We start from the raw sequence: 24,783 nt of genomic DNA, 5'->3' as shown, positions 1-24,783 counted from the left end.
TATAAAAAACCCGCCTTCCGAGCGTGGAAGGCGGGGTAAGTCATTGATTTATAATGATTTATTTGGAGGGCTGGAACACGACGAGGTGATGCTGCCACATCTCAACTGAGCGGCGGAACGAGTTCAGCGCTGCGCGCAGGGTCCGGTCGTTCAGCTGGCCGTAGTCGCCGCTCAGCTCCTCGTAGAGCAGGCCCGCGGCCACCGCGACGCCACGGAGCGCGGTGCGCAGGTAGGCGTCGAAGTTCGGCCCGCTGTCCGGCGGTTCCGCGAAGGTGACATCCTCGTTGTCGGCCAGCACCTGCAAGGTGCCGGGCTTGAGGTCTAGCGGCGCTGCGCCTTCGTCATCCGGGGCGTCGGTTCCGAGCGGCCCGCCGCCGATTGCGCCGTCGGCCCCATCGTCGAGGACGCGCTTGATGAAGCCGACGAAGCGGGCGGCGTTCTTCTTCCGGACAAGCTCAGCGTCGAGGTAGCCGTCGAGGTCGTAGAGGGTGCGCAGGGCCCGGGCGAGCCAGGGCTCCCCGCGGTCCTGCCCGGGCCGCATCGCCCGGTAGAGATGGCAGACGTCGGCTGCCGGGACGAGGGTCGTGTCGAAGCTGTCAGCGTTGAACGCACCGTCGCCGGGGTGCTCCCGGTAGAGGTGGTACCCGATGCGGCGCCCGATCGCGTCGTACTGGATGCCCTGCCGGATCCGGTTCGAGGGCTCGGTCTTGAGGTGCGGGCAGTGGTCGCCCTCGATCGCCTGAAGCTGCAGCGGCACTGTGAAGCCGTCGGAGGCGCGCCGGGTGCGCAGCCGGACGAAGGTCTCGCCGCCCTCGATCATGCCGCGGGCGGCGATCGCCTGCATGCCGTAGAAGTCGTGCGCGCCGGTTGAGTCGGCCTCGTCCGTCCAGGCCAGCCACAGGCGCTGGATCTCGGCACGGAAGGCCGCATCCTCGCGCTTGATCCGCTTCGCCTCTTCCGGCTCAAGTCCGTCGGTCGGACGCTTGGCGATGGAACGGGGCGTAATGCCGGTGCCGATGATGTTCGAGACGAGCTTGTCGACGGCCGCGCCAGCGTAGGGGTTCTTGCGAGCCTGATCGCGCGACTTCCGGCGCAATTCGTCGAGCGCGTAGGTGATCGCCGAGTTCGGCCCCCACGAGCCGACGTGCCAGGAGCGCGAGCGCCGCCCGACACCGCCGGCAACGTCGTAGGGCCCGGCCTCGGCCAGAGCGCCGCTGCCCTCACCTGACAAGCCCATCGCCAGCGGCACCGGGGCACTGCTGCCCTTCAGGGTGACGCCGACGTTGCGGTAGCCGGTGCCGTATCCGCGCACACCTACCACCCGCTGCGGCCCGTCATCACGACCTGCCGCGTGCGGCGGCGGGGGATGCCACCACCCACCTGCGCGTCGAGGGCGTTGATCTGCTGGTTCAGGTCGCCGAGTGCGAGGCGCATCTCGGCATAGCTCCGATACGTCACGCGGCCAGTGCCGTCGGCGCCCTCATGGGCGCTGTTACCTGTCACCGCGTTACCGGGTTCCACGACCCTGGCGCTAGGAAAGCTGGGGGCCCCGACCACCCGTATAGGTTTGGGGGTGCCAGGGTCCCCCGGGGCTCAGCCGGACCGCCCCATCCCAAACGACGACGAGGGGCCAGCCAAGCCGCGACGCAGTCGGGCGCGGCGCCCTTCGAAGTCGGCCCGCTCCTCGTCCACCTGCCGTTTGACCTCGTCGGCGACGCGCCAAACGCGGCGGATAGCGAACGTCATGAGGCCGATGATGATGAGCGCCGAGACAGTGGCAATGGCGATGATGGCCGCGGCACACATCGTCATGATCAGCACCTGCTCTCGGGATAATGGTTGCGGCGGTCGGATTCGAACCGACGACCTTCAGGGTATGAACCTGACGAGCTACCGGACTGCCCTACGCCGTGTCGTGAAAGTTGAGGGCCAATCGTGCCCTTATAGGGCACGGTCTACAGGACCAGCCTACAAAGTGGAGAAGCGGTCTCGCCCGTCCCCGTAGCGGCTCCATTCAATCCCGCCGAGGGGAGAATTAAGCGGCTACTGCGCGTCTGCTCACATATTACACGAGGCGGACCTCGGCAAGACCAAGCTCGATGGGTGTGCACCGTCCAAAGATGCTTACCCCAAGTTTCAGCCGGTCGCCGGGCAAGATTTTCTCGACCACGGCCGGAAAGCTCGCGAAGGGACCGGTGAGCACCACGACGTTCGCCCCCTCGCTCACACCCATCGGCGCTACGATCTCACCCTTGGCGACCGCGTCGGCGAAGCGCTGAAGCGCCTCCGGATCAAGCCGGGCAGGGCGCAGGACCATGCCGGAGACATTCCCCTCGGGTCCGCCTTCCTCCTCAAGCCGCGAGACGATTTCGGCCACGCCCTGCTGCTGACGGGCCTCGTCGAGGTGGACCTCATCGCGCACCCCAATGAAGATCGTGCGCGGCAGCAACTGCGCGCTGTGGACGACCCTGCGCCCTCGGATCACGATCACCCTGTCTGTGCGGGGCTGGAACACCGTTACTTCGGCCTTGGCCAACTCCTTCGTCGCTCGCTCACCCATGCGGGGCAGCAGGCGGGCGATGTGCCAGTGGCGGGCGGGATCGATGACCAGAGGGGCAGAGCCGCGCACCGGGTCGCTGGCGCTGCCCTTCGTCTCGGACTGTGCCGCCGCCTGTGCCGTGCGGTGCCGCTGAGTCACCTTGGCCGCGGCTCGGCGCTGCCGCCGTGTCCGCTCCTTCTCGCGCTTGCCGCGCCGTCTGTGTAGGTTGCCCATGTGGGTTCCTCCCCAATCCTGGGTGCGGTCACTGCATCAATGCGAAGCAGCCGACTGCCTCGCACTGCGCGTGGATGTGTCCGTTGGTGGCGTCCTTCGCCCACCGAACCCGGCCGGCGCACTCCGGGCAGGTCTCGTCGCCCTCAGAGGCCGGGTCCTGTGCAATCCGGGCCACCATGGCGACGGTGCCGTCATCCGGGCGGATCTCGACCCTCAGGCCCTCTGCGAGACCGCGCAGCGCCTCAACGGCGGCACGCTGGCGCAGAGCATCGGCATCGTCCCGCAGTTCGAGCGCCAGGGCGGCGATCAGCGCCATGTCGGCGGCGTGGCGCATGCCGGCATGGAAGGCGGCGAGATCGTGCTTGGTCATCGGTTGCCTCCTGCCACCATAGCGAGCTGCCGCGGCGCGCCGGCCGCGGGGATGCTGAACTCGTCGAGGATGCGTTGCGGCACCAGCGTCCGCGGGTCGTCGGGCGGCGCGGTGCGCTGGGCGAGCAGCCACTGCCCGCCGGTCCGGCGCCAGCCCTGGACGTGCCGTCTCCAATCGTCGTCGGTCAGGCCGGCGAGGTAGGCGCTGTGGTCCGGGGGCTGGCCGCTCAGCGGGCCGGCCTGCCCCGTCGGCGGCTCGAACCGGTCCTGGTTCAGCCATGTCGAGGCCTGGGCGACGAACTCGGTCCCGATCTTGCCGATCTCGGCGAGGTGGGCAGCGTAGCGGCCCACGCCGACCATCATCGCCGCAGGGGTCGCCCCTCGTCCGATCGCCGCAGCATAGGCCTTCAGGGCCGTTTTTCGAGGATTGTCGCCTCGTCGTCGAGGATAGGCTGCCCAGAACTCGGCGAAGCCTTCCGGCTCCGTCCCCTTGGGGACTACAGGGGTATCTTCTCTTCTCTTCTCTTTTAGGCTTCGATCTTTATGAAGCGGCACTTCGCTAGGTTCGTTGTTTTGCAACAGGTTAGCAGTGCCATTCTCCAAGTCAGCCGGATTTTTTCTGCGCTGGCCTGAGATTTTTCCGCCTTTTCCTGCGTTTTCCCGGTTTTTTTGGACGGAATCGAGTTCGCGGGCGGCTCGAGAGTTGCTGATCCGGCCGCCCTCCACGACGAGCTTACCGGCCCTCACGAGCTCGTCGAGATGGCGCAGGAACAGCTTGAGCGTCTGGTTGCAGCGCCCGGCCAAACCTCGCTCGTTCAGCGCGATCGGGCCCTCGTTCAGCATGATGAGCTGCACGATGACGTGGTAGGCGCGGTAGGCGCCGTCGCTCAGCGCCTCGGTCCCGTCCATCCACGCCGGGATGTCGTGCTTGTAGAAGCCGACCATCAGCAGGCCCTCATACGTGCGCCGCTCACAGGTACGCCTCCGCCAGCACGTTGCAGGCGAGATCGGCGAAGCACTCGATGCGGGTTGTCGGTCCGCCGCGCTGTTTCAGGATCTCGATCTCAAGGATGTTCTGCGCCCGCGCGAGACGGTTGATCTCATCGTCGGTCAGGTTCGGCTTGTTCTGCAGGTAGTAGGCCTCGCGGAAGATCCCGAGCACCACGTCCGCATCCTGCTCGATCGAACCCGAGTCGCGCAGATCCGACAGCACCGGGCGCTTATCCTCGCGCCGCTCCACATCACGGCTGAGCTGCGATAGGCCGAGCACCGGCACGCTAAGCTCCTTCGCGAGGCCCTTCAGCCCCGAGGAGATCTCGGTCATCTCCTGCACCCGGTTGCCCGAGTAGCGCTTCGAGGGGCGGATCAGGCCGATGTGATCGACGATGAGCGCCGCGAGCGGCTGCCCCTGCCGCTCAGCCGTCAGCCGCATCTGCCGCGCCCTGGAAGCGATCTGCGACAGCGTCACACCGGCCTGTGGCTGATCCAGAGCGGGATGCGGGCGGCTTCCTTCTGCGCCTCCTCGAGCCGCCACAGGGCCTCGTCGGACAGGCCCTTGGCCTCGGCGATGCCGCGATAGGTGATCGGCTCCCGCGCACGGGGGTCGTAGGCCAGCGCCGACAGGACGCGCTCGGACAGCTCGTCGGCCTCCATCTCCAGCGAGAACATGCCGATGGCGCCGCCAGAGCGGGCCGCGGCCAGTGCGATGTGAAGGGCGACAGTGGTGTTGTGGGTGACGATGTGATCGTCGGTGACGTAGAGTCGACTTGGGTGGGATACCGAGATGCACCGGCAGGCCTCGACGCCGTCGGGCTCGATCGACGCTATCGTCAGTGATCGGAACCACGATCGTTCGCGGAGGCGTTCGGCCTTACGCTCAAGCGTGAAGATCCCCGCGACCATCGGGCCTGATATGCAGACCACATGCGCGTCAAGCTTCCGAGAGCGGCCCTTGTCGATCGAGCCGACGAACGCAGCCTTGGACGAGTATTTGGCCCACAGGCCAAGGGACCGAGCCAGTTCGATAACGTCGTTCGCGAGACCGGCCGAAGCTGACGAGTATCGAGCCGACCCCTGTTTTTCGACCCACCCATCGGTGTCCAGAAGCCCTTGCAGGAGAGCGAGACGCTCCTCCCGGCCCGCATCCATGTACGAACGCGGAACGCGCTTCTCCTCGGACCTACAGCCCATCGCTCCGAGTGAGACCAGGGCGCCTTTGAACAGATTGCGCCGCGCGTCGCCGGTGACGCCGTACTCATCGTGCGCATGGTGGCTGAGCCCATGCCCCGGCGGTAGGAGATCCGCAACACGGTCACGGATCGCGGTCTCGTGCAGGTGCAGGATTACGCTGTCGCCCGTCAGGGTGCCGTGCCCAAGAGCGACGCCAAGCAGCCAGGGGTGAATCGGAAGATCCGCGTGCTGTCCAATTTCGCCAGAATGCGTCGGGATGGACAGGCGGTTGCGGTAGCGGGCCTTATCCAGCATCTCGATCAGCCGCGACGTGTCGATGACCCGAGGACGCGACCATTCGCGATACGACACCTCCCATAGGTGCTCCGCGCAGCAGCGCGTCTCGCGACCATCGGAGAAGGCCACGCGGTAGACGAGCTTCCGCCCTTGCTCGTAAGCGCCGGTGACCTGCGACGCCTGCCCATCGACGGAGCTGATCGTATCGCCGACCGCGAGGTCGCCCATCAGGCGCCAACCCTGCGGGGTATGGACCCGGGACGTCAGTGGCTGAGCCTTGCCCATGGCCGGGCGACCGGCAAGCACGATGAATTGGCCCGGCCGCATGCCGAGGGTCACAGCATCGAGCTTCGGAACTCCGTAGGGGACGCCGCGGCGTTTCTTGCCCTGCCGGGTCTCGGCGACGCGGGCGAGCACGCCGGCCGTGCTCTTACCGAGCGTGATGCGACGCACGTGCTCGGCGAGGCCGGCGCTCGCGACCTCGTCCAGGGCTTCGATCATGTAGGCAGCGTGGGCAGCTGGATCGCGCACCGAGCCGTCCGTCATGGCGGCGACGGCATCCTGAGCGGTTGCCAGCACCTTCCGCATGCGGGCTGCCTGTGCGATGGCGCGGGCGTAGCCCGGCGCGTTGATGACGGTGGTCGCCTCCGTCACCAGTCGCCCGAGATATCCGCCGACGGTGGTGCCCCCGAGATCAGCATTCCCGAGGACGGCGAGCATCATCCTGCGGTCGATCGGTTCCCCGGCATCGCGGCGGGCGCACATCGCCTCGAAGATCTGGCCGTTGACTGCCTCGACAAAGTCCTCGGGCTGGACGTGCTGACGGGCCGTGTCGATCGCGTCGCCGTTGAGGAGGATCGCGCCGAGCAGCGCTTGCTCGGAATCGAGCGCGTGCGGCGGCAGTGCTTCGGTAGGGGGCGGGCCGAACATCAGGTGCGCCGCTCGAACGGCGTGACGGTTCCGCCGAGCCAGCGGATCTGTTCGGCGGTCATGCCCAACTCGACGAAGGCACGCCATGCGCTCGCCGCCTCGCGAGCATCCTCAAACCGGAGCGTTTCGTCGGCACGGTTCTTGGCGGTGACGAAGCGGTCGAAAGCTTCGGCTTCGCGCCGGTCGCGTTCGGCGGCGAGATCCACGATGCCCATGCTGGTGTCCTTCGCAGGCAAAGGGGGAGCGTCGGCGCGGTGCGGGATTGCATCGCGGCCTGGGTTCGGTCGGCGCGCCGGTCGTGGCGCGGTTCGGTCAGGGCCGGGTGAGGGCGCTACGGCCCCGGAGCGGATCCAGGGTCGTGGTGGGAATCGGTGCCGGCCACCTCAGGCTTCTCCCCGAGCCAGGGCGCGATCTTCAGCGCCAGCCACGCGGACCCGGCCATGATCCACCGCGCGAGCAGGGTCCGCTGGCGGAACGCCCAGGGCCGCGTCGCAGGCGGCGATCCGCGAGATGACGGCGCTGTACTCATCACGTGCCAACTCCAACTCACGGGCATCCCGCGCCGCGATCCGCAGGCGGTCCATTTCGTCGGCGCGGATCGACCGCGCCTCGCTGTGCCAGATCCCGCGCACGCGCCGGTCGCCGAGGCCGGTGACCCGTGCGACGCGCGACAGGGCCGCCTTCACGTTCTCGCCCATCCGCAGCGGACCGGCGATGATCTCGACGAGTTCGCGAGCCTCGGCTCGTGCCGTCAGCATGGTCGTTCCTCCGGGCTTGGGTGATTTACCCAAGGTCTCGGGTGACTTGCCCAACATCTCGGGTGCCTCCTGTGGTCGAGTGTCCGTCGAGCACAGGGAGAGGAGACCGGCAGGTGGATCTGAGAGAAGGCAGCGAACCCCCGACCGACCGCAGCGTCTTGGCGGGCGGAAGCGATCGGCAGGGGAGCGGTGCCAGGGAAACGGAAGCTCACCGGGGTGTCTCCGCGAGAGCGGGTGCGCGTCGGGGGCTGGCCGGGACGAGATCGACCGCGCGGACCTCGCCCGAGGTCACCGCCTCGATCCGGGCTGCGAGACCGATGCTGGGCCCGCGCGTCCGGAAGCGAAGCTTGCGCACCGCCTCGGCAGACACCCCGCCGATGCGCTCGGCCATCGCGGAATCGGTGACGCCCTCGCGGCGCATCCAGAGTTTCAGCGAGACCATCGGTTCAGCCCTCGCTTCGGCGGGTGCGGTGCCGGGAGACCTGCCGCCGGTGCGGCTGGCCGAGGCCCTGGCGATCCTGACCGTGGATCTCGTCGGCGTGCTGCCGATCCTCGACCGCGACGCGGTGCTGGAACGGCTCGCCAACCGCCTCGACGAGCACGGGCGCAGCCCCGGCGGCACGGAGGCGGCCGCCATACTCGGCGCGGTCAGCCGCGCCCTGATCCGATTGGGTGCCTGAGGGGAGGGCGGAATGGCCGAGACCGACGAGATGTTCACGATCGATCTGGAAGGCATCGAGCGCGAGATCGACATGGGCGAGCACGGGCCGTGCGAGACCTTCGACGTGCGCTTCTCCTGCACCCGGCCGGACTGCTCCCTGGAGGTGCGGGTGACCTTCGACGTGAAGGACGTGCCGACGCTGGAGGTCGTGCCGCGGGCCATGGCGGAGATGCGCCGGGCCTTCGCCGCCCTGGCGGAGCAGAGCGCGGGCTGGGGCCCGAGCGCTACCTGAGATTTGACGGGGATGGGCAGTCGCGGACCGGGCGTCACGATGGACACCCGATCCGCGCCGCTTCAGCATCGGTGTTGCAACACGACCGATGGAGCTCTGAAGATGACACTGGATGAAGCTGCGACGCGTGGCGGACTGATTGCGTCTCGCGCGATCCTCTCCGCAATTCTGGTCGAGATCCACGATACCAGCGGTGCAGCAGCTGTGCGCCGGATCCGATTGGCCGCCGAAGCGCATTGCGAGGAAGCCCGTCAAAGCATGTTCTCCGATGCGGTGACGATCGATGATCGCGACATGGCCAAGGAGTCTTCGTCCGTGGCGGACGGATTTCTCGACGGCGCTTTCGCCGCTGCATACGCGGCCGAGTTCGATTGAGAACCGAGGTCGATCACCTGACCGCTTTCCAGGCTGACTGCCGGCCGTCCGCCGGAGGCGCGGATTTCGTCCATTTGGCCCGCGCGTCGACGCACAAGGGCACGACCGCGATCGGCTTCCGCGGTTCGCGCGGCATCGATCCGCGCATCGATCCGCCGGTCGAGCCAGCGCAGGAAGGGGGAGAGGATGCGCGCGATCACCCGATGCCCGCGCATCATGGAGGATGAGGGGGGTCGACTGGTCCGATCGGGATTGCTCGTGGCGATCTGATGCGGATGGGAACGAAGATGACGGCTCATAGGCAGTCCCTTGTGGCGAGTTCCAGCGAGGGGCCCGGAGGCGCTTCAAAGAACCAAACGTCACTCCATTCCAGATCACGTTCGAAGGCCGCGTTCCGTATGGCCACCATCTGTTCGCGAGTTGGGTTCAAGGCCCCTGCCTCCCAGCGAGACACGGTGGCCTGAGTCGCGCCCGCGAGTGACGCGAACTGCGTCTGCGTGAGGCGGAAGACGTGCTTCCGTATGCGGGCCAGTGGATGCATGCCCGGAATATATTCGAATGCGAATTATTCCGCAAGGGCATAAAATGCTGGCGTTTGCACAGTACGAACCCTCATATTATTCCGGTAGGTATGTCAGACCTCAGCCGCAAAATCCGCGAGGCACGTAAGCGCCAGGGCCTTAATCAGGTCGAGTTCGCACGTGCCATCGGAGTAACGCAGAGCACAATTTCGAAATGGGAAAGCGGCGCGCAGCGGCCTGACGTCGATGCCGCAATCAAGCTGTCGATTTGGGCCAATGAGCCAGCTGGGTCATTCATGTTCGAAGGGGATGAGCACCCCTTCGTTATATCTGACCTGGACACATTCGTTGATGTTATTGGTTGCGCCGAGGGCGATAAGTGGCTCGAAAAAATCGAATGGGACGAGAACGACCACTTTAAAGTCCAGCTGCCAACTCCTAAAACAATGGACTTCAGTGACTTAAGGGGCTGGCTGGTCAAGGATGAAGGCATATCAAAGCTTTATCCTAGAGATAGCGTAGTTTTCTGCAGGCCAGAGAGTAATCCAGATCTGATAGGAAACTTTGATCGAGTGCTTGTAGTTAGAGAAAATGACAATGGTCTCTTCGAGATAACAATCCGAGAAATTGCTAAATACAAAGACATTGTTATAAATCTTCGCTCTCATGCTAGAGACCCCGATCAGATCCGAAGCTTCGACCTTAAACCGCTACGTCTCGGCCCCGGCATTAAATCAATGCGCATCGTGGGGGTTGTCGTAGCTAGCTTTGCTTTGGAGCCGTACCGAGACCCTGCGCCATCACCGGGCTGGGAGTGATCATTCTGATTCGAATAAAATTCGTTGACGGTCATTCCAATTCGAATATATTCCAGTCCATCGCCCCTCGCGGTGGAGCCCTCCCGTGCTCGAGAACCTGCTTCCCTTCCTGCCGATCCTCGCCTGCGCCAGCCTCTGGCTGATCGGCCATCACGTCTGTGGTCGGGCTTGAGCGATGGGCGGCTCAAAATCAGAGTTCGAGGCGCGTTTGCTGGGGGCGGGAGCCCGCCGGGCGATGCTCCCGGACCTTCACGATGGCGTAGTCGGCGCGCAGCCCCTTCGCCGTCTGCCGTGCGGTCTCACGGACATCGCACACCAGCAGATCGCCTTTGGCGAAAGCGATCTCGCTGTTCTCAATGCGGGCGATGAAGTCGGCGTCTTCGACATCAACCAGGGTCGCCCGGCCGTGACCGTCGGAAAGCCGCCACTTCTTACCGGACTTGAACGACAGATCGATGATCGAGAAGACCTTGGTGTGGTGGGTCTCGAACTCGCTCTCTTCGACCACGGGCGGAGCCAGGAACACTCCTGCCGTCTCCCGAGTAATTTCCTCTTCGACGCCACTTCCCTCCAGCACGATCCTGTCGATGCCCGGCTTGTCCAGGGGCTCGACGGCTACACGCTCCAGCGCGGTGCGGAAGGCCGGGTCGAAGGCAACGCGTGCGGATGCCTCATCAGCCTCGATGGTCTCGCCATCGAACTCAATCATGATGGTCGAGCCTCGGCGCTCCAGCCGTCGAGGTCTGCGCCCACGGATGCGTCGGATCAACGCGATGGCGCCGGTCCCACCGCCACCTACCAAGCCGATGATGGTGATGAGCTTCAGCACAGCATCGACATCAGAACCGGTGACGAAATCGCGTACGACCGCCCAGGCTCCGTGCGCCTGCACGGTCAGATCGACATAGAACGAGCCATCGCCGACCGTGCGGACCTTCACGGCCACATCAAGGGCGTCGCCGTTCACGACGCGATTTGCCGCCTTCACCATTTGCCCCAGCGCAATCAACGCCGGTGCGAGGTCCGCGACGTCGATCTCATGCTCCGCGAGGGCAGGACCGTCGAATTTCAGGCGGAAGGACGGAGCGGTCATCTGATGTGTTCGCGAAATGTTCCGGCGCGAGTCAGGAATATCGCGCGTGCCGACCATTCCACAAGGAGGCTGGGGAGTCGCCTGCGTTTTCCGAGATCTGCCCTGTGAAACTGAACCTACCGAGTGCGAGCGAAGACGGAGGAGACCCCATGAGCAATGTCGTCCAAATCCACGCCGAGCCGGAACCGGACCGCGCCGAACGCCTCATCGACGCAGCGGCCCAGGGCGGCGTCGGGGTCAACGTCCACTTCAGCCCTGTGACCGGAACGAGTCTGTTGTTCAGTCTGGAGGACGGCACGCCTCCGGCCGCCCTGGCGCTGGACGCCGTGGCCGAGATCTCGACCCGCTTCAAGACGAACGCGGCCTTCCGCGAGGCGGTGGAGCGCTACGGCTTCCAGATCGGTGCGGCCGTCCACGCGGTGACCGACCCGGCGTGGCAGACCCGCGATCTGACGCCGGAAGAGACCGCCGCGCTGTATGCCGGGGAGGGGGCTTGAGCGATGGCCGCGACCGAACCCACCGCTCACCCCAGCGTGCCGGCCTTCTCCCGCTCGACCGCTTCGAGCAGCACCGCGTTGATCCGGGTCTGCCAGCCCGGCCCGCCGGCGCGGAAATGCGCCAGCACGGTCGGCGAGAGCCGCAGCGACACGGGCTCCTTGGCGTCGGGCTTGGCCGGGCGCCCGCGCCGCACCAGCTTGCCGCCCACGAGGAAGTCGGCCCGGTCCATCATCTCGTCGGTGAGCTCGGGCAGTTCCTCGTATTCCTCGGCCGTGATGACGTGCGCATCGACCTTGGCGAAGTCGGTCTTTCCGACGGCGTCAGCGGAGAAGCGGGGCGTAGCGGGCCTGTTCGCGGTCATTGGCCTTCCTCATCGAGAAGACGTGGCGATCCGCGCCACGCGGGGTCCAGCCGACGATCACCATGCGCCCGCGCAGGAGGCCGACCGTGATGATGCGGGTCTCGCCGTAATCCGCCCGGGTGTCCTCGAACTCGAAGACCGGGCCGGCGAACACCGCTTCGGCGGCGCGGAAATCGAGGCCGCGCTCGGCCAGCGTCTTGTCCCGCTTGGCCGGGTCGAACGTGATTGCCATCGGCAGGTAGGATGGCAGCACCGCCTGCGCCCGTCAATAAACGTAGATACAGAAATTCCGGCAGTCGCTGACGCGGTACGGACACCCGTCGTCGCAAGATGCACCGACACGAGCTTTCCGGCCGGCTCCCGCCGTTCCGGCCTGAGGACGGCCATGCCCTGAGCGTGCCGCCCTGAACGCAAGCGGCCTCCGCCGGTCTGACCACCAGCGGAGGCCATAGCCCCACCCCACGCACATTGGTGAACGTCATGATGCAGGACCATTCCCGCAATCGCACCCCCATGCCCACTGCGCAACCGCCGGCCGGCGCCGCGCTGCCCGAGCCCGGGCCCGGGCCCGCCCGCGCCGAAGCGGGTATCGCGCAGATGCTGACGAGCGCGCCGTCTCCTGCTCCTCATTCGAAAATCTCGGACGACCTTCGTGCGGCGCTCGACGAGCTCGCCGCAGCCGCCGCGGCGGGCTGGGCCGAAACGAGCGACGATGACGAGGCCTTCGACGTTCACGAGGCTCGCCAGGATGCGGCCGATGACGTGCTCCTCGCCACCCCGTGCCGCTCGCTCGCCGATGTCGGTGCGAAGCTGACATGCCTTATCCCGCGCATTCGTCCGGACCTGCTCAACAAAAGGCATGCCGAGCACTTGGAGGCGATGCGCCTGGACATCGATCGGATGCTGGTGCCTGCGGTGTTCGATGGTGTGGGCGGGATCGATCCCATCTTCGCTGCCCTCGCGACCTACCGCGAGGCTGCGGCGGCCATGGACGCCCTCTCGGACCTGATCCGGGGCAGGCGCCCGTCAGCGGATGAGTTCGCAGAGGAGAACCGGCTGAGTGCGAAGCAGTGCCGCCTTCGCGATGCGGCACTCGCGACAGTCCCGACCACGCCGGCCGGGCGCGCCGCCCTCGCTCAGTTCGTGCGCGACGAAATGGACGCATCCGGCACGGCCGATGGTGGACCGCCGGACGACGATCACCCGATTTGGCGAGATGGGCTGCGGGCGCTTCTCGCGGCGCAGGATGCGGAGATCCGCACCGCCTCCGCAGCAGCGCATCCCGACGCCGCGCTTCTGGCTCAAGGGTCGATCATCGCCGGGATGACCAAGCGCCGCGACGATCTCTACCCTGCCGTGTGCGATTTGGAGTTGGCCGCGCATCACGCGGTCGGCCAACCGCCTGAGATCGACGCCCCGGAGATCCGGGACTGGGGCATGCGCCTGAGAGCCGAGAAGACACGCAACGGCCACGGTGCGGCAGACGCAGCTTGGAGCGAAGCCGACAGCGAATTGCTGGCCAACCTAATTGGTCTGGCCGAGATCCGAGCCACCACCATGGACGGCCTGACCTTCAAAGCCCGCCTCGCCCACGAGCACGAGGTCGAGGAGATCGCGAATGGCATCGTTGCCGATCTGATCGCGATGGCAGAGGCGGGTGAAGGGCGACAGATCAAGCCATCGCTCTCTGACCAGATCATCGCCTGCTGGCGCGAATGGGCGACCCAGCCCGATGGGGATGAGACCGACCAGGGGACGGCGAACTTCGAGCGCCTAAGCGCCCAGCGGTTCGCCCTGTGCGATGCGGCCGAATCCCTTCCGGCCACGCTCAGCAACGCGCCGACCAAGGCACTTGCCCTGGCGTGGGTGGAATACGTCGATCTCTGGCAGAACGGCACAGCCCGTGAAGCCTACAGCATCGACGGCCGGCTCGCCCTCGACATCGACACCGCCATCTGCGGTCGCCTGAAGACGCGCTACTCGGGAGAGGCGGCATGAGCGCGCGTCTCATCGAACGTCCGGTCATCGGCGTCAACGTGATGGTGCTGCGCGACGGGCGCACCGTTGCTTTAGAAGCCATCGCCACCGCCGCCGAGGGGCAGGCCATCCTCGACGATCTGGATGGAGCAATTCTCGGCATCGAGGATCAGCTCGCCTTCGACGACGGCCGCAACGGCCCCGACTGGCGTAAGCGGGCGGAGATCGCCCTGAAGGTGAAGCGCCGCCAGCGGCCGGCTCTGCAACAGCGCATCGGCGAGCTACGGCGGGCTGAGAAACAGGCAGCTCGAACCTGTGCCTCAACGTCCCACAAGGATGCGCAGCGGAAGGCCTTCATCGATGCGGCCGAGGAACTGCTGCCACGCGAGACCTTCGTCGAACTGTGGGCGCGGGCGGCCGAGCGGGAGCCGGTGGTCTTCGTGGATGCGGTTGGGGGTGGAGCATGAGCCGCGCTGCGCGAAGGCCGCCTGTGGTGATCGTAGACCCGTACATCGACACGCTCGGTCAAAGCTGGCCCCGAGAAAAGCTCGACCGCTTGCTGGGCGACCCTACGGTCATGCGCCTCGTCGAGGTGGCGATCCAGGCAGGGTACGCGTCCGATCGCTCGGAGTGGTATCCCGCGCGCACCCTCTCATGGGCCCGCGCTCGCTACCGCCGTGAAGAGTCGGCCGGGCTTCTCTGCGTCTTGGCCCTTCGCTTCCGTGCGATCGGCCTCGACCCCTTCAATGCAGGGGGATTCGCGGAATGATCCCGCCCGACGTCTCCGACAAGCTGACGAAGCTGATCCCGCTGTTGGGCAGCGACAACGACGGCGAAGCGCTGGGCGCCGCCCGCGCGATTGGCCGGACTCTCCAGGCTGCGGGGCTGGATTTCCACGCGCTGGCCGATCGTGTCCGTCCCGGCGCGGCCGAGGTGCCCCGCATCGTCTACCGCGACGTGCCCTACGCCACGCCCCACTACAACTATGCCGACTCCTTCCGGCAGGCACGGCCGCCGGTGAGCCCGCACGAGCCCGCCGACGCTCTGACACGAAGCTTCGGCTTACCGATCTACTGCGAGGAGCGCTTGTCCCCTTGGTGGGACGTCGGCTCGCACTGCCTCACGCTCAATCGCACGATCCCGAAGAAGTACGGTGGCCGCTTCCTGCGCGAGTTCGAGGTGGCAATCATCAGGGACATCGTCCGGGGTGTTCGCACCCCGACCAACGCCCAGGCGTCGTGGCTGGAGACGGTGGTCGCCCGCTGTCATCAGGCGCGCGATGCTCAGCGCCGAGCGGAGACGTCGCATGCCCCGTAGGCCCGCCGCCATAACGCAGGCCGACGTCGCCCGGGCGATCCGCGCCGTTCAAGCGGCCGGCTTGCCGGTTCATCGCGTCGTGGTGCGAGCCGACGGCGTGGCGGTCGAGACGGTACCCGGTCCGGAGGTAGATCGCGCCGGGCCGAAGCTTGCGGGCGAGCGGAAGGTCGTGATCCTATGACACCGATGCCGCGCCCCCGCCCGCCGTACCTCAATCGCGAGACCACCCGCCACGGCACGGTCGTCTGGTACGTTCGCCGCGGCGAAGGTCCGCGGATCCGCATCAGGGGCGAGTACGGCTCACCCGCCTTCCGAGCGGCCTACGATGCCGCCGTTCGCGGGCAGCCGACGCCTCAGGCCAAGCCGGGCACCGTCGGCACCGTCGCATGGCTTGTCGAGCGATACCTGACCTCCCGGCAGTGGAGCGAGGAGCTGTCGGCGGCGACACGGGCGCAGCGCCACGGTCTGCTCAAGGCCATGGTCGAGATCGCCGGCCAGGAACGCGCCGACGCGATCACCCGTCGGGCGATCCAAGAGGGGATGGATCGCCGCAAGGCCAAGCCGCACGGGGCCAACAACTGGCTCAAGACCATGCGGGGCCTGTTCGCCTGGGCGGTCGATGCGGAGATGGTGCCGGCCGACCCGACGCGCGGCGTGAAGCTGATGAGCGGGGCGAATGACCGCAACGGCTTCCACACCTGGACCGAGGAAGAGGTCGCGCGCTTTGAGACGCACTGGCCCGTCGGGACGCGCGAGCGTCTTGCGCTCGACATCCTGCTCTACACCGGCCTGCGCCGGGGCGATGCGGCGCGGCTCGGTCGGCCACACGTCCGCAACGGCATTGCACGCATCGTCACGGAGAAGACCAACCAGGAGGTGACGATCCGCATCCTGCCACCGCTGGCCGATTCGATCGCCGCGAGCCCGACGGGGGATCTCACATTCCTCGCGGGCGAACGCGGCCGCCCGATGACGAAGGAGAGCTTCGGCAACTGGTTCCGGGACGCATGCGTCGCCGCCGGGGTACCGGGGCGGGCACACGGCCTTCGCAAAGCGGGGGCACGCCGCGCAGCCGAGAGCGGCGCGACGGAAGCCGAATTGAACGCGTGGTTCGGGTGGGCGGACGGCAGCCGGGAGAGCGCGACCTACGTGCGCGGCGCCAACCGGGCGAAGCTTGCGGAGCGGATCGCCGGGCGCTGGAACGACGACGCTATCCCCGCACCTTCCGACCCGGTGCGGGGTTCGGCGCCAAAAGCGCTGCATTCACAGAAGCTTGGAAAGTTGTTGGCTCCCCGAGCAGGACTCGAACCTGCGACAAAGCGATTAACAGTCGCTTGCTCTACCAACTGAGCTATCGGGGATCACCGGGCCGCCTCAGCGGCGGTGGCGGGTCATTAGCCTTCGCCGGTTTCGGACGCAAGGGTCCTCTCGCTGCTTTTTGCGCGTTCTGAGCCGACGAGGCACTTTTTCCACCGGCTGGCGGTGCAGCGGCGGTGTTTGTGTCGATCGAGCGACAAGACCGTTGCCGAGCGGGTCAAGCCTCTGCTAGAGACGCCTCGCTCCGGACCGGCCGCTCGGTCCGCAGTGTCGCGCATTCGCGACGAGGCCTCGTGGCGGAGTGGTTACGCAGAGGACTGCAAATCCTTGCACCCCGGTTCGATTCCGGGCGAGGCCTCCAAACTTCCCGATACCCCTGACAATCTGCTCGTTTCTGGTCATGCAAGGCGCTCGTGCGAGCCTTGCAATTCGAGGAACGATCCACGACAACCCGACCCGCTCGGGCCGGCCCCGCTCGACGGGCGGGCGGAGAAACGGTCTGGCGCGGCGGCGAGGGATGGACGGCTCATGCTCGATTATGCTCAGGCACGGCGCCTCATGGTCGATTGTCAGCTCCGAACCTTCGATGTGAACGACGTCGCGGTGCTCGACGCCTTCGACACCGTGCCCCGCGAGCGCTTCGTCCCGCCGGGTCGCGAGGATTTCGCCTATATCGACCAGACGCTGACCTTCGATGCGGGCGAGGACGGGATCCGCGCGATGCCGGCCCCGATGTTGCTGGCGCGCCTGATTCAGGCCCTTAAGATCCGCCCCGGCACCCGCGCCCTCGATGTCGGCACCGGCTACGGCTACGCCGCGGCCATCCTCCGGCAGCTCGGCGCCGAGGTCGTCGCCCTGGAATCCGCCCCGGACCTTGTCGGGGCCGCCCGCGATCGCCTCGGCGACAGCGTCGACCTCATCCAGGGCGCCCTGACCGCTCCGGTTAAGGGCGGGCCTTTCGACGCCATCCTCGTCGAGGGGCGGGTCGAGGTTCGGCCCCAAGCCCTGCTCGATCAATTGCGCGATGACGGGCGCTTGGTCTGCGTGCTCGGTCCGCACCGCAACGCCAAGGCGACCCTGTTCGTACGGGCCGGCGATGCCTTCGGGGCCCGCCCGCTCTTCGATGCCTCGCTGCCGGCCATCAAGAGCTTCGCGGCCGAGCCCGGCTTCGCGTTCTGAAGCGGGCTCTCAAAGCTCCCGGCCACCGATCGTTTTCCTTCGGTCACGGCGGTGCAGCGGGCGTTTCGTGAGAGTTACCGAGGCTCACTGAGCCTGCGCCGGGGCCGTCTGTCGGCCCCTGGCACCCTCGCCATCCGGGCGCATCGCGCCCGGCCGAAAACCCCCATCCATTCCCTCTCGTACCAACTGCCGTGCCCGCTACGGCGACCGCCGCAAGCGGCGCGAAAGCATGCTTTCGTGCCCGCCCATGACCATGATGGATTAGTCCGTTGGGGTGTCGCTTTTTTGAGGCACCCGCCGGCAATCCGACGACGCAGTGCGGTAAGCCCTGTCGTCGGCGGCGCAAGCTCGGCTACTCTCGGGCACGAGGCGGGCTAGCCATTCCATCGCATGGGTGTGCATGCGGCACCCCAGTCGCGACCCTCACGGTGCGGGTCGTCCGGTCGATGTCCCTCGGGACACTGGCCGGGACGACGAACCGGGGTGGACACGGCGGTGCGGCGGGACGGCATATCGAGAAACCGCAAGGGCTGATCGACGTGAATGAACGGAACCCTGCGGCGCGGTCCGCGCTTCGGCTGGCTGGCGCCGTCGTCTCGGCACTCGCCGTCGCAAGTCCGGCTGCTGCCGAGACCCTCGAGAGCGCGCTGTCCCGCGCCTATCAGGCCAACCCGGCGCTGAACGCGGCGCGGGCGAACCTGCGCGCCACCGACGAGGATGTGAATCGCTTCCAGTCCGGCTACCGGCCGAACGCCGCGCTCTCGGCGGATATCGGACTTCAGCAATTCGAGGGATCGATCGGCGGCATCACCAACGCCGCGGGCGGAAACGGCCCGACGCGGTTGACGACGCGCCCCGGCGGCGCCGGCCTGACCATCAACCAGAACGTCTTCGACGGCTTTCAGACCGATAACCGGGTGCGCGCGGCCGAATCGACCGTGCTCAGCACGCGGGAAGGCCTGCGCCAGACCGAGATGAACACGCTGTTCAACGCCGCTCAGGCCTACATGAACGTCCTGAGCGACACGGCGACGTTGGAGCTTCAGCGCAACAACGTCGAGGTGCTCGAAGAGCAGCTTCGCCAGACCCGCGACCGCTTCAATGTCGGCGAGGTGACCCGAACCGACGTCGCCCAGGCCGAAGCGCGTCTGGCCGGCGCCCGCTCTCAGGTGAGCGCGGCGGAGGCGGCCCTGCGTGCCTCGATCGGCATCTTCCGCCAGATCGTCGGCGTCGAACCCCGCCAGCTCGCCCCCGGACGCCCGCTCGACCGCTACGTGCCGGCCTCGCTCGATCAGGCGATTCTCATCGGCCTGAAGGAGCACCCGCAGATCCTCGCCTCGCTGCACGCCGTGGACGTGGCGGAGTTGCAGGTGAAGGTGAACGAGGGCGCGCTCTATCCGCAGGCGCAGATCACCGGTGCGGTGCAGCAGCGGTACGATCAGCAGTTCCCCGGCGATAACGGCGTCACCGCCTCGATCGTCGGACGGGTCAACATTCCGCTCTATCAGGGTGGCGCCGAATACGCCGCGATCCGGCAGGCGAAAGAGAATGCCGGGCGCGCCCGCCTCGTCGCCGACCAGGACCGCGACACCATCCGCGCCTCGATCGTGCGGACCTGGGGCAATCTCGAAGCCTCGAAGGCGCAGGTGATCGCCTCGCAGGCGCAGGTTCAGGCCAACGAGGTGGCGCTGAACGGCGTGCGTGAGGAGGCGCGCGTCGGCCAGCGCACGACCCTCGACGTGCTGAACGCGCAGCAGGAATTGCTCTCCGCGCGCGTCGCCCTGATCCGCGCCCAGCGCGATCGCGTGGTGAACTCCTACGATGTCGTCCAGGCCGTCGGCCGGCTCACCGTCCGCTTCACCAGCCTGCCGGTCACCCCGTACAGCGCCCGCGAACATCTCGATCAGGTGCGCGACCTCTGGTTCGGCCTGCGCACCCCCGACGGGCGCTGACGGCCTCGCCGCGGGCGACGTTTTCCTGTTGGCCGGCGGCGGAGCGTGGTTGATGCCGGGCGAGGCGATGAAATAGTTCATTAACCAAGTCATCGTCTTGTCCAATCGTCACCGAGTATCGTCCCGATGAGCGCAGCGAGCCCTAAGGTTCAGGACAAGACCCAGGAACCCTCCATGGAGGAGATCCTGGCTTCGATCCGCCGCATCATTGCCGACGACCAAGCGCCCAAGCCTGCCGAAGCCGAGGCGCCGCCCGCGCCGGCCCCCGCACCGCCGCCGCCGGACGACGACGTGCTCGATCTCGCCGAGGTCGCGGAGCCGGTGCGCAAGCCGGAGCCCGTCGCCTTCGACATTCCCGAGATCGATTTCCGGATGCCGGATTTCGACCCGGAACCGGAGCCGGATTTCGAGCCCCCGGCGGCCGCCAAGCCCGACCCCTTCGACTTTGCCCCCGAGCCGCCGCCCGCCCCGCGTGTGACCGAGCGGGTCCGCGCGGCGGTCGAGAACGAGGTGACGGAGCGGCTCGTCTCTTCCAGCACCGGCGAGAGCGTCGGGCAGAACTTCCAGCTTCTGGCCCATACGGTGCTGTCGCAGAACGCCCGCACGCTGGAGGATCTCGTCAAGGATATGCTGCGGCCGATGCTCAAGAGCTGGCTCGACGAGAACCTTCCGCACATGGTCGAGCGGCTGGTGCGCCTCGAGATCGAGCGGGTCGCCCGCGGGCGGTGAGCCGTGCGGCCGTCGATCAGGGGGTGATTGCCCTGGGCACGCATGGGCCGACGGTTGACGACGGCCCCGCGGCGGGCCGATAGCGGCGGCGACATCTTCCAGAACGCCGTCTCGAAAAGCCCGCCCCGCCCATGATGGACAAGACCTTCGACCCCGCCGCCGTCGAGGCGCGCGTCTCCGCGGCCTGGGAAGAGGGCGAGGCCTTCCGCGCCGGCCGCCCCGAGCGGGCCGGCGCCGAGCCCTTCAGCATCGTGATCCCGCCGCCGAACGTGACGGGCTCGCTGCATATGGGCCACGCCCTCAACAACACGATCCAGGACATCCTCGTCCGCTTCGAGCGGATGCGGGGCAAGGACGTGCTGTGGCAGCCCGGCACGGATCACGCCGGCATCGCCACGCAGATGGTGGTCGAGCGCAGGCTCATGGAGACGCAGCAGCCGGGCCGCCGGGAGCTCGGACGCGAGGAATTCCTGCGCCGGGTCTGGGCCTGGAAGGAAGAATCCGGCGGCACGATCATCGGCCAGCTCAAGCGGCTCGGCGCCTCCTGCGACTGGTCGCGCGAGCGCTTCACCATGGATGAGGGCCTGAGCCGCGCCGTGCTCAAGACGTTCGTCGACCTGCACGCCCAAGGGCTGATCTACCGCGACAAGCGCCTCGTGAACTGGGACCCGAAGTTCCAGACCGCGATCTCGGATCTCGAAGTCCAGCAGATCGAGGTGAAGGGCCATCTCTGGCACTTCGACTACCCCGTCGTGGACGAGGCCGGCACGCCCACCGGCGCGATCATCACCGTGGCGACCACCCGCCCCGAAACGATGCTCGGCGACACGGCGGTCGCCGTCCATCCGGATGACGAGCGCTACCGCGACCTCGTCGGCAAGCGCCTTCGCCTGCCGCTGGTCAACCGGCTGATCCCGATCGTCGCCGACGCCTATTCTGATCCGGAGAAGGGCACCGGCGCGGTCAAGATCACCCCGGCCCACGACTTCAACGACTTCGAGGTCGGGCGCCGCACCGGTTGCCGCCCGATCAACGTGCTCGATGCCGAGGCGCGGATTCAGATCGCCGGCAATGCCGATTTCCTCGACGGCGCCGAGCCGGAGGAGGCCGCACTGGCGCTCGACGGCCTCGACCGGTTCGAGGCGCGCAAAGCCGTCGTCGCCCTGATGGAGGAGCGCGGCCTGCTGCGTCTGGTCGAGCCCAACACCCATGCGGTGCCGCATGGCGACCGCTCGGGCGTGGTGATCGAGCCCTACCTTACCGACCAGTGGTACGTGAACGTCAAGCCGCTGGCCGAGCGCGCCCTCCAGGCGGTGCGCGACGGGCAGACCCGCTTCGTCCCGGACAATTACGAAAAGATCTTCTTCCAGTGGCTGGAGAACATCGAGCCGTGGTGCGTCTCGCGCCAGCTCTGGTGGGGCCACCAGATCCCGGTCTGGTACGATGCGGAGGGCGGCATCTTCGTCGCCGAGAGCGAGGCGGAGGCGCTCGCGCAGGCCAAGGCCAAGCACGGCACCGAGGTCGCCCTGACCCGCGACCCCGACGTGCTCGACACGTGGTTCTCGTCCGCGCTCTGGCCGTTCTCGACGCTCGGCTGGCCGGACAAGACGCCGGAGCTGGCCCGCTTCTACCCCACCAACACCCTGGTGACGGGCAAGGACATCATCTTCTTCTGGGTCGCCCGGATGATGATGATGGGCCTGCACCTCACCGATCAGGCGCCGTTCGAGACCGTCTACCTGCACACCCTCGTCCGCGACGAGAAGGGTGCGAAGATGTCGAAGTCGAAGGGCAACGTGGTCGATCCGGTCGATCTGATCGACCGCTTCGGTGCCGACGCGCTGCGCTTCACCCTCGCCGCGCTGGCCGCCCCCGGCCGCGACATCAAGCTCGGGCCGCAGCGGGTCGAGGGCTACCGCAACTTCGCGACCAAGCTCTGGAACGCGGCGCGCTTTGCCGAGATGAACGGCTGCGAACTGAAGGCCGATTTTCGGCCCGAGGCTGTGCGCGAGACCCTCAACGCCTGGGCGCTCACGGAGGCCGCCAAGGCGGTGGCGGAGGTGGCGCAGGGCATCACGGTCTACCGCTTCAACGATGCGGCGGCCGCGGCCTACCGCTTCGTCTGGAACGTGTTCTGCGACTGGTATCTGGAACTCGCCAAGCCCGTGCTTCAGGGCGAGGGCGTCGATCCGGCCGCACGCGCCGAGACGCAGGCGACCATCGCCTTCCTGATCGACCAGATCGCCAAGCTGCTGCACCCGTTCATGCCCTTCCTCACGGAGGAGCTGTGGGCGATCAAGGGGCAGGTGCTGCCGACACCGCGCGGCCTGCTCGCGCTCGAATCCTGGCCCGAGCTCTCGGCCTATACGAACAAGCAAGCCGAGGAAGAGATCGGCTGGCTGGTCGATCTGATCTCCGAGGTCCGCTCGGCCCGCTCGGAGACCAACGTGCCCGCCGGCGCCCAGGTGCCGCTGGTGCTGGTGGGCGCCGACGCGGGCGTCCGCGCTCGGGTCGAGCGCTGGAGCGAGACGCTGACCCGCCTCGCCCGCCTCTCCGAGATCGGTTTTGCCGACGCCGCACCGAAGAACGCTGTCCAGCTCCTCGTGCGCGGCAGCGTGGCAGCCCTTCCGCTCGAGGGCATCGTCGATCTGGCGGCCGAGGTCGCGCGGCTGAAAAAGGAGGCGGGCAAGGCGCGAGCGGAGATCGGCAAGATCGACGGCAAGCTCGGCAATGCCGACTTCCTCGCCCGCGCGCCCGAAGAGGTGGTGGACGAGCAGCGCGAGCGCCGCGACGCGGAAGCGGCCCGGCTCGTCAAGATCGAGGAAGCGTTGGTCCGGCTCAGCGAGGCATGAGAACGCTGCGGCGGCTGGCTCTGGCGCTTGCCGGGTTGGCCGCCGCGCTTCTCGCGCTCACGTTTTGGACGGCCCGGCCCGGCGATCCGAGCCTCTACCCGCCCTCCGAGCCGGATAGGCAGATTGTGCTCCTCGTCAGCCACGGCTGGCATTCCGGCCTCGTCCTGCCGCGCGACAGCCTGACGGGGGAGGGGGCGGGCACCGCCCTGCGCAATCTCGCCACGCGCTTTCGCGCCTACGACGCCCTGGAATTCGGCTGGGGCGAGGCCCGCTTCTACCGGGCGACGCCGACGCTCGCCGCCTTCGATTGGCGGCTCGCCCTCTCGGCCTTGTTCACGCCCGGCGGAAGCGACGGCGTGATCCAGGTCGTCGGCCTCGCACGGCCCGCCCGCGTAAGCTTCCCGTACGCCGACATCGTCCCGGTCCCGCTGTCGCGCAAAGGCTTGGCCCGGCTCCTCGCCCACTTGGAGGCGAGCTTCCGCCTCACCGATGGGCAGCCCGCCGATCTCGGCCCGGGGCTCTACGGCCCGAGCCTGTTCTACGAAGCGCATGGCCGCTTCTCATACGGCAACGTCTGCAACCATTGGGCGGCGGGCCTCCTGAACGCGGCCGGGCTGCCGATCACGCCGGTGCTCGACACGCATCCGTCGGGCCTCCTCGCCGATCTGCGCTGGCGATCGGGCCTGACGGCCTCGGTGCCCGATGCGGCGGAACCGGACCTGTCCAAACCGTAATCTTCGCGCCATCCGGCGGTCAGGCACGGGCCTCTAGGAGTCTCCTCACGGATCGCCGCCCCGACGTTCGAACGACGGGGCGGCCGACCGACCCATTTCCCGTCGGAGACTTCCATGACCATGACTGTCCGCCGCCGCGCCTTCGCCTCCGTCGCCGCAGCCGCCCTCGTCGCGGGCGGCGCCGCCGGGTTCGGCCTGACCGAGCCGATGAATCAGGCCTATGCCCAGGCCCTGCCCAAGACCCCGATCGAAGCGCCCGAGCACCCGCCGGGCTCGTTCGCGAACGTCGTCGACAAGGTGAAGCCGGGCGTCGTCGCCGTGAAGGTGAAGCTCGACAGCAGCAGCGACGATGACGACGACAGCGCGGGCGGCCCCAACATGCAGCAGGTGCCGCCGCAGCTGCGCGAGTTCTTCAAGCGCTTCGGCCAGGGCGGTCCGGGTGGTCCGGGCGGGCGCGGCATGCCGCAGCGCGGCGAGCGCGGCGCCGTCGGCTCGGGCTTCATCATCTCGGCGGACGGCTACGTGGTCACCAACAACCACGTCGTCGACAAGGCCAAGACGGTGCAGGTCACGCTCGATGACAGCCGCACCCTCGATGCGAAGGTGATCGGCAAGGACCCCAAGACCGACATCGCCCTCCTCAAGATCACCGAGAGCGGCAGCTATCCCTACGTCCAATTCGGCAAGAGCGCCCCGCGCGTCGGCGACTGGGTGGTGGCCATCGGCAACCCGTTCGGCCTCGGCGGCACGGTGACGGCGGGCATCGTCTCGGCCCGCGGCCGCGACATCGGCGCCGGCCCCTACGACGACN

General features: G+C 67.5%; 31 protein-coding genes, 3 tRNA genes and 3 pseudogenes. 20 read left to right on the top strand and 17 right to left on the bottom strand.

The features are described from left to right. Positions 1–58: 58 nt before the first annotated feature. The 11 genes from ASF53_RS11490 to ASF53_RS11440 all read right to left on the bottom strand — a co-directional run bounded on the left by ASF53_RS11490 (position 59) and on the right by ASF53_RS11440 (position 7,353). Positions 59–1,312 carry a phage portal protein gene (locus ASF53_RS11490; RefSeq protein WP_353652176.1) on the bottom strand — a complete coding sequence of 418 codons (1,254 nt, stop codon included), beginning with the start codon at positions 1,310–1,312 and terminating at the stop codon, positions 59–61. Positions 1,313–1,314: 2 nt separating this feature from the next. Next, positions 1,315–1,503, bottom strand: coding sequence for a hypothetical protein (locus tag ASF53_RS11485; protein WP_156635497.1), 189 nt, complete (start codon positions 1,501–1,503; stop codon positions 1,315–1,317). A 90-nt stretch (positions 1,504–1,593) separates the two neighbouring features. After that, the gene (locus ASF53_RS11480; protein WP_056198015.1) at positions 1,594–1,821 is read right to left on the bottom strand and encodes a hypothetical protein; all 228 of its coding nucleotides are present in this window, start codon (positions 1,819–1,821) and stop codon (positions 1,594–1,596) included. 15 nt (positions 1,822–1,836) lie between these two features. After that, positions 1,837–1,913, bottom strand: a tRNA-Met gene (locus tag ASF53_RS11475). 152 nt (positions 1,914–2,065) lie between these two features. Next, the gene (nusG, locus tag ASF53_RS11470; protein WP_056198014.1) at positions 2,066–2,773 is read right to left on the bottom strand and encodes a transcription termination/antitermination protein NusG; all 708 of its coding nucleotides are present in this window, start codon (positions 2,771–2,773) and stop codon (positions 2,066–2,068) included. Between the two features lie 28 nt (positions 2,774–2,801). Beyond that, a complete protein-coding gene (locus ASF53_RS11465; RefSeq protein WP_056198013.1) occupies positions 2,802–3,143 on the bottom strand; it encodes a hypothetical protein in 342 nt (113 codons plus the stop codon). Then, positions 3,140–4,087, bottom strand: coding sequence for a DUF1376 domain-containing protein (locus ASF53_RS11460; protein WP_056198012.1), 948 nt, complete (start codon positions 4,085–4,087; stop codon positions 3,140–3,142). The genes ASF53_RS11465 and ASF53_RS11460 overlap by 4 nt, the downstream gene beginning before the upstream one ends. A gap of 25 nt (positions 4,088–4,112) precedes the next feature. Then, complete coding sequence (locus ASF53_RS11455; RefSeq protein ID WP_156635495.1) at positions 4,113–4,574, bottom strand: DnaB-like helicase C-terminal domain-containing protein; 462 nt, start codon at positions 4,572–4,574, stop codon at positions 4,113–4,115. Positions 4,575–4,606: 32 nt separating this feature from the next. After that, a complete protein-coding gene (locus tag ASF53_RS11450; RefSeq protein WP_056198010.1) occupies positions 4,607–6,538 on the bottom strand; it encodes a DnaB-like helicase N-terminal domain-containing protein in 1,932 nt (643 codons plus the stop codon). Next, entirely contained in the window at positions 6,538–6,753 is a 216-nt protein-coding gene (locus ASF53_RS25685) for a hypothetical protein (protein ID WP_056198008.1), read from the bottom strand. The genes ASF53_RS11450 and ASF53_RS25685 overlap by 1 nt, the downstream gene beginning before the upstream one ends. A gap of 168 nt (positions 6,754–6,921) precedes the next feature. Then, on the bottom strand, positions 6,922–7,353 hold the full coding sequence (locus ASF53_RS11440; protein WP_156635493.1) for a hypothetical protein: 432 nt from the start codon (positions 7,351–7,353) through the stop codon (positions 6,922–6,924). A 290-nt stretch (positions 7,354–7,643) separates the two neighbouring features. Here ASF53_RS11440 and ASF53_RS25680 point away from each other — a divergent pair, with 290 nt between their 5' ends. The 4 genes from ASF53_RS25680 (at position 7,644) to ASF53_RS11420 (ending at position 8,851) form a co-directional block, all read left to right on the top strand. Then, positions 7,644–7,976 (top strand): hypothetical protein, encoded by a 333-nt coding sequence (locus ASF53_RS25680; RefSeq protein WP_156635491.1) that lies wholly within the window; start codon positions 7,644–7,646, stop codon positions 7,974–7,976. 12 nt (positions 7,977–7,988) lie between these two features. After that, on the top strand, positions 7,989–8,249 hold the full coding sequence (locus ASF53_RS11425) for a hypothetical protein (RefSeq protein WP_056198001.1): 261 nt from the start codon (positions 7,989–7,991) through the stop codon (positions 8,247–8,249). Positions 8,250–8,351: 102 nt separating this feature from the next. After that, on the top strand, positions 8,352–8,624 hold the full coding sequence (locus tag ASF53_RS25675) for a hypothetical protein (RefSeq protein WP_156635490.1): 273 nt from the start codon (positions 8,352–8,354) through the stop codon (positions 8,622–8,624). After that, positions 8,621–8,851 carry a hypothetical protein gene (locus tag ASF53_RS11420; RefSeq protein WP_056197999.1) on the top strand — a complete coding sequence of 77 codons (231 nt, stop codon included), beginning with the start codon at positions 8,621–8,623 and terminating at the stop codon, positions 8,849–8,851. Before ASF53_RS25675 ends, ASF53_RS11420 begins: the two co-directional genes overlap by 4 nt. Positions 8,852–8,919: 68 nt before the next feature. Here the strand turns inward: ASF53_RS11420 and ASF53_RS27010 are convergent, their stop codons facing one another. After that, complete coding sequence (locus tag ASF53_RS27010; protein WP_156635488.1) at positions 8,920–9,165, bottom strand: helix-turn-helix transcriptional regulator; 246 nt, start codon at positions 9,163–9,165, stop codon at positions 8,920–8,922. Between ASF53_RS27010 and ASF53_RS27005 the strand changes: the two are divergent. Both ASF53_RS27005 and ASF53_RS24935 read left to right on the top strand, forming a co-directional pair. After that, positions 9,160–9,399, top strand: a pseudogene (locus tag ASF53_RS27005) (helix-turn-helix domain-containing protein); the annotation flags it as partial. The gene ASF53_RS27010 and the pseudogene ASF53_RS27005 overlap by 6 nt on opposite strands. Positions 9,400–9,441: 42 nt before the next feature. Beyond that, a complete protein-coding gene (locus tag ASF53_RS24935; RefSeq protein ID WP_286134338.1) occupies positions 9,442–9,963 on the top strand; it encodes a hypothetical protein in 522 nt (173 codons plus the stop codon). 190 nt (positions 9,964–10,153) lie between these two features. Here the strand turns inward: ASF53_RS24935 and ASF53_RS11415 are convergent, their stop codons facing one another. After that, complete coding sequence (locus ASF53_RS11415) at positions 10,154–11,056, bottom strand: LAPAL motif-containing putative phage structural protein (RefSeq protein WP_056197996.1); 903 nt, start codon at positions 11,054–11,056, stop codon at positions 10,154–10,156. A gap of 149 nt (positions 11,057–11,205) precedes the next feature. On the opposite strand from ASF53_RS11415, the gene ASF53_RS11410 reads away from it, so the two are divergent. Further along, positions 11,206–11,553, top strand: coding sequence for a hypothetical protein (locus ASF53_RS11410; protein ID WP_056197995.1), 348 nt, complete (start codon positions 11,206–11,208; stop codon positions 11,551–11,553). A gap of 26 nt (positions 11,554–11,579) precedes the next feature. Here the strand turns inward: ASF53_RS11410 and ASF53_RS11405 are convergent, their stop codons facing one another. Beyond that, a complete protein-coding gene (locus ASF53_RS11405) occupies positions 11,580–11,915 on the bottom strand; it encodes a BrnA antitoxin family protein (RefSeq protein ID WP_056197992.1) in 336 nt (111 codons plus the stop codon). Beyond that, complete coding sequence (locus ASF53_RS11400) at positions 11,875–12,168, bottom strand: BrnT family toxin (RefSeq protein ID WP_502690586.1); 294 nt, start codon at positions 12,166–12,168, stop codon at positions 11,875–11,877. Before ASF53_RS11400 ends, ASF53_RS11405 begins: the two co-directional genes overlap by 41 nt. A 227-nt stretch (positions 12,169–12,395) precedes the next feature. Between ASF53_RS11400 and ASF53_RS11395 the strand changes: the two genes are divergently transcribed. From ASF53_RS11395 to ASF53_RS11375, 5 genes are read left to right on the top strand one after another with little or no spacing between them, the layout of a single operon-like run. After that, positions 12,396–13,913 (top strand): hypothetical protein, encoded by a 1,518-nt coding sequence (locus ASF53_RS11395; protein WP_056197991.1) that lies wholly within the window; start codon positions 12,396–12,398, stop codon positions 13,911–13,913. Then, a complete protein-coding gene (locus ASF53_RS11390; RefSeq protein WP_056197989.1) occupies positions 13,910–14,359 on the top strand; it encodes a hypothetical protein in 450 nt (149 codons plus the stop codon). Before ASF53_RS11395 ends, ASF53_RS11390 begins: the two co-directional genes overlap by 4 nt. 23 nt (positions 14,360–14,382) lie before the next feature. Then, positions 14,383–14,661, top strand: coding sequence for a hypothetical protein (locus ASF53_RS11385; RefSeq protein WP_056197987.1), 279 nt, complete (start codon positions 14,383–14,385; stop codon positions 14,659–14,661). Beyond that, positions 14,658–15,209: a hypothetical protein gene (locus ASF53_RS11380; protein WP_056197983.1), complete on the top strand. Its 552-nt coding sequence runs from the start codon at positions 14,658–14,660 to the stop codon at positions 15,207–15,209. Before ASF53_RS11385 ends, ASF53_RS11380 begins: the two co-directional genes overlap by 4 nt. Continuing rightward, entirely contained in the window at positions 15,199–15,390 is a 192-nt protein-coding gene (locus ASF53_RS11375) for a hypothetical protein (protein WP_056197981.1), read from the top strand. The genes ASF53_RS11380 and ASF53_RS11375 overlap by 11 nt, the downstream gene beginning before the upstream one ends. 119 nt (positions 15,391–15,509) lie before the next feature. Here ASF53_RS11375 and ASF53_RS26650 read toward each other — a convergent pair whose 3' ends face one another. After that, on the bottom strand, positions 15,510–16,037 hold the full coding sequence (locus ASF53_RS26650) for a hypothetical protein (RefSeq protein WP_286134337.1): 528 nt from the start codon (positions 16,035–16,037) through the stop codon (positions 15,510–15,512). Here ASF53_RS26650 and ASF53_RS26645 point away from each other — a divergent pair. Next, a pseudogene (locus ASF53_RS26645) lies at positions 15,981–16,301 on the top strand (site-specific integrase); the annotation flags it as partial. The gene ASF53_RS26650 and the pseudogene ASF53_RS26645 sit on opposite strands and share 57 nt — an antisense overlap. Positions 16,302–16,494: 193 nt before the next feature. On the opposite strand, the gene ASF53_RS11365 reads toward ASF53_RS26645, so the two are convergent. Continuing rightward, positions 16,495–16,570 (bottom strand) — tRNA-Asn (locus ASF53_RS11365). Between the two features lie 243 nt (positions 16,571–16,813). On the opposite strand from ASF53_RS11365, the gene ASF53_RS11360 reads away from it, so the two are divergent. The 7 genes and pseudogenes from ASF53_RS11360 to ASF53_RS11330 all read left to right on the top strand — a co-directional run. Beyond that, positions 16,814–16,887 (top strand) — tRNA-Cys (locus ASF53_RS11360). A gap of 167 nt (positions 16,888–17,054) precedes the next feature. Beyond that, the gene (locus ASF53_RS11355; RefSeq protein ID WP_056197979.1) at positions 17,055–17,705 is read left to right on the top strand and encodes a protein-L-isoaspartate O-methyltransferase family protein; all 651 of its coding nucleotides are present in this window, start codon (positions 17,055–17,057) and stop codon (positions 17,703–17,705) included. Between the two features lie 446 nt (positions 17,706–18,151). After that, positions 18,152–19,657: a TolC family outer membrane protein gene (locus ASF53_RS11350; protein WP_286134336.1), complete on the top strand. Its 1,506-nt coding sequence runs from the start codon at positions 18,152–18,154 to the stop codon at positions 19,655–19,657. A gap of 126 nt (positions 19,658–19,783) precedes the next feature. Continuing rightward, positions 19,784–20,386, top strand: coding sequence for a PopZ family protein (locus ASF53_RS11345; protein ID WP_200943215.1), 603 nt, complete (start codon positions 19,784–19,786; stop codon positions 20,384–20,386). A 131-nt stretch (positions 20,387–20,517) separates the two neighbouring features. Then, the gene (locus ASF53_RS11340) at positions 20,518–23,238 is read left to right on the top strand and encodes a valine--tRNA ligase (RefSeq protein WP_056197973.1); all 2,721 of its coding nucleotides are present in this window, start codon (positions 20,518–20,520) and stop codon (positions 23,236–23,238) included. Further along, complete coding sequence (locus ASF53_RS11335) at positions 23,235–23,972, top strand: DUF2459 domain-containing protein (protein WP_056197971.1); 738 nt, start codon at positions 23,235–23,237, stop codon at positions 23,970–23,972. The genes ASF53_RS11340 and ASF53_RS11335 overlap by 4 nt, the downstream gene beginning before the upstream one ends. A 114-nt stretch (positions 23,973–24,086) precedes the next feature. After that, positions 24,087–24,782, top strand: a pseudogene (locus ASF53_RS11330) (trypsin-like peptidase domain-containing protein); the annotation flags it as partial. Between the last annotated feature and the right edge of the window lies 1 nt (position 24,783).

Origin of the sequence: Methylobacterium sp. Leaf123 (assembly GCF_001423405.1) — a bacterium.
In the GTDB taxonomy this organism is placed as follows: Bacteria; Pseudomonadota; Alphaproteobacteria; order Rhizobiales; family Beijerinckiaceae; genus Methylobacterium.
This window is presented reverse-complemented; position numbering and strand designations above follow the sequence as displayed.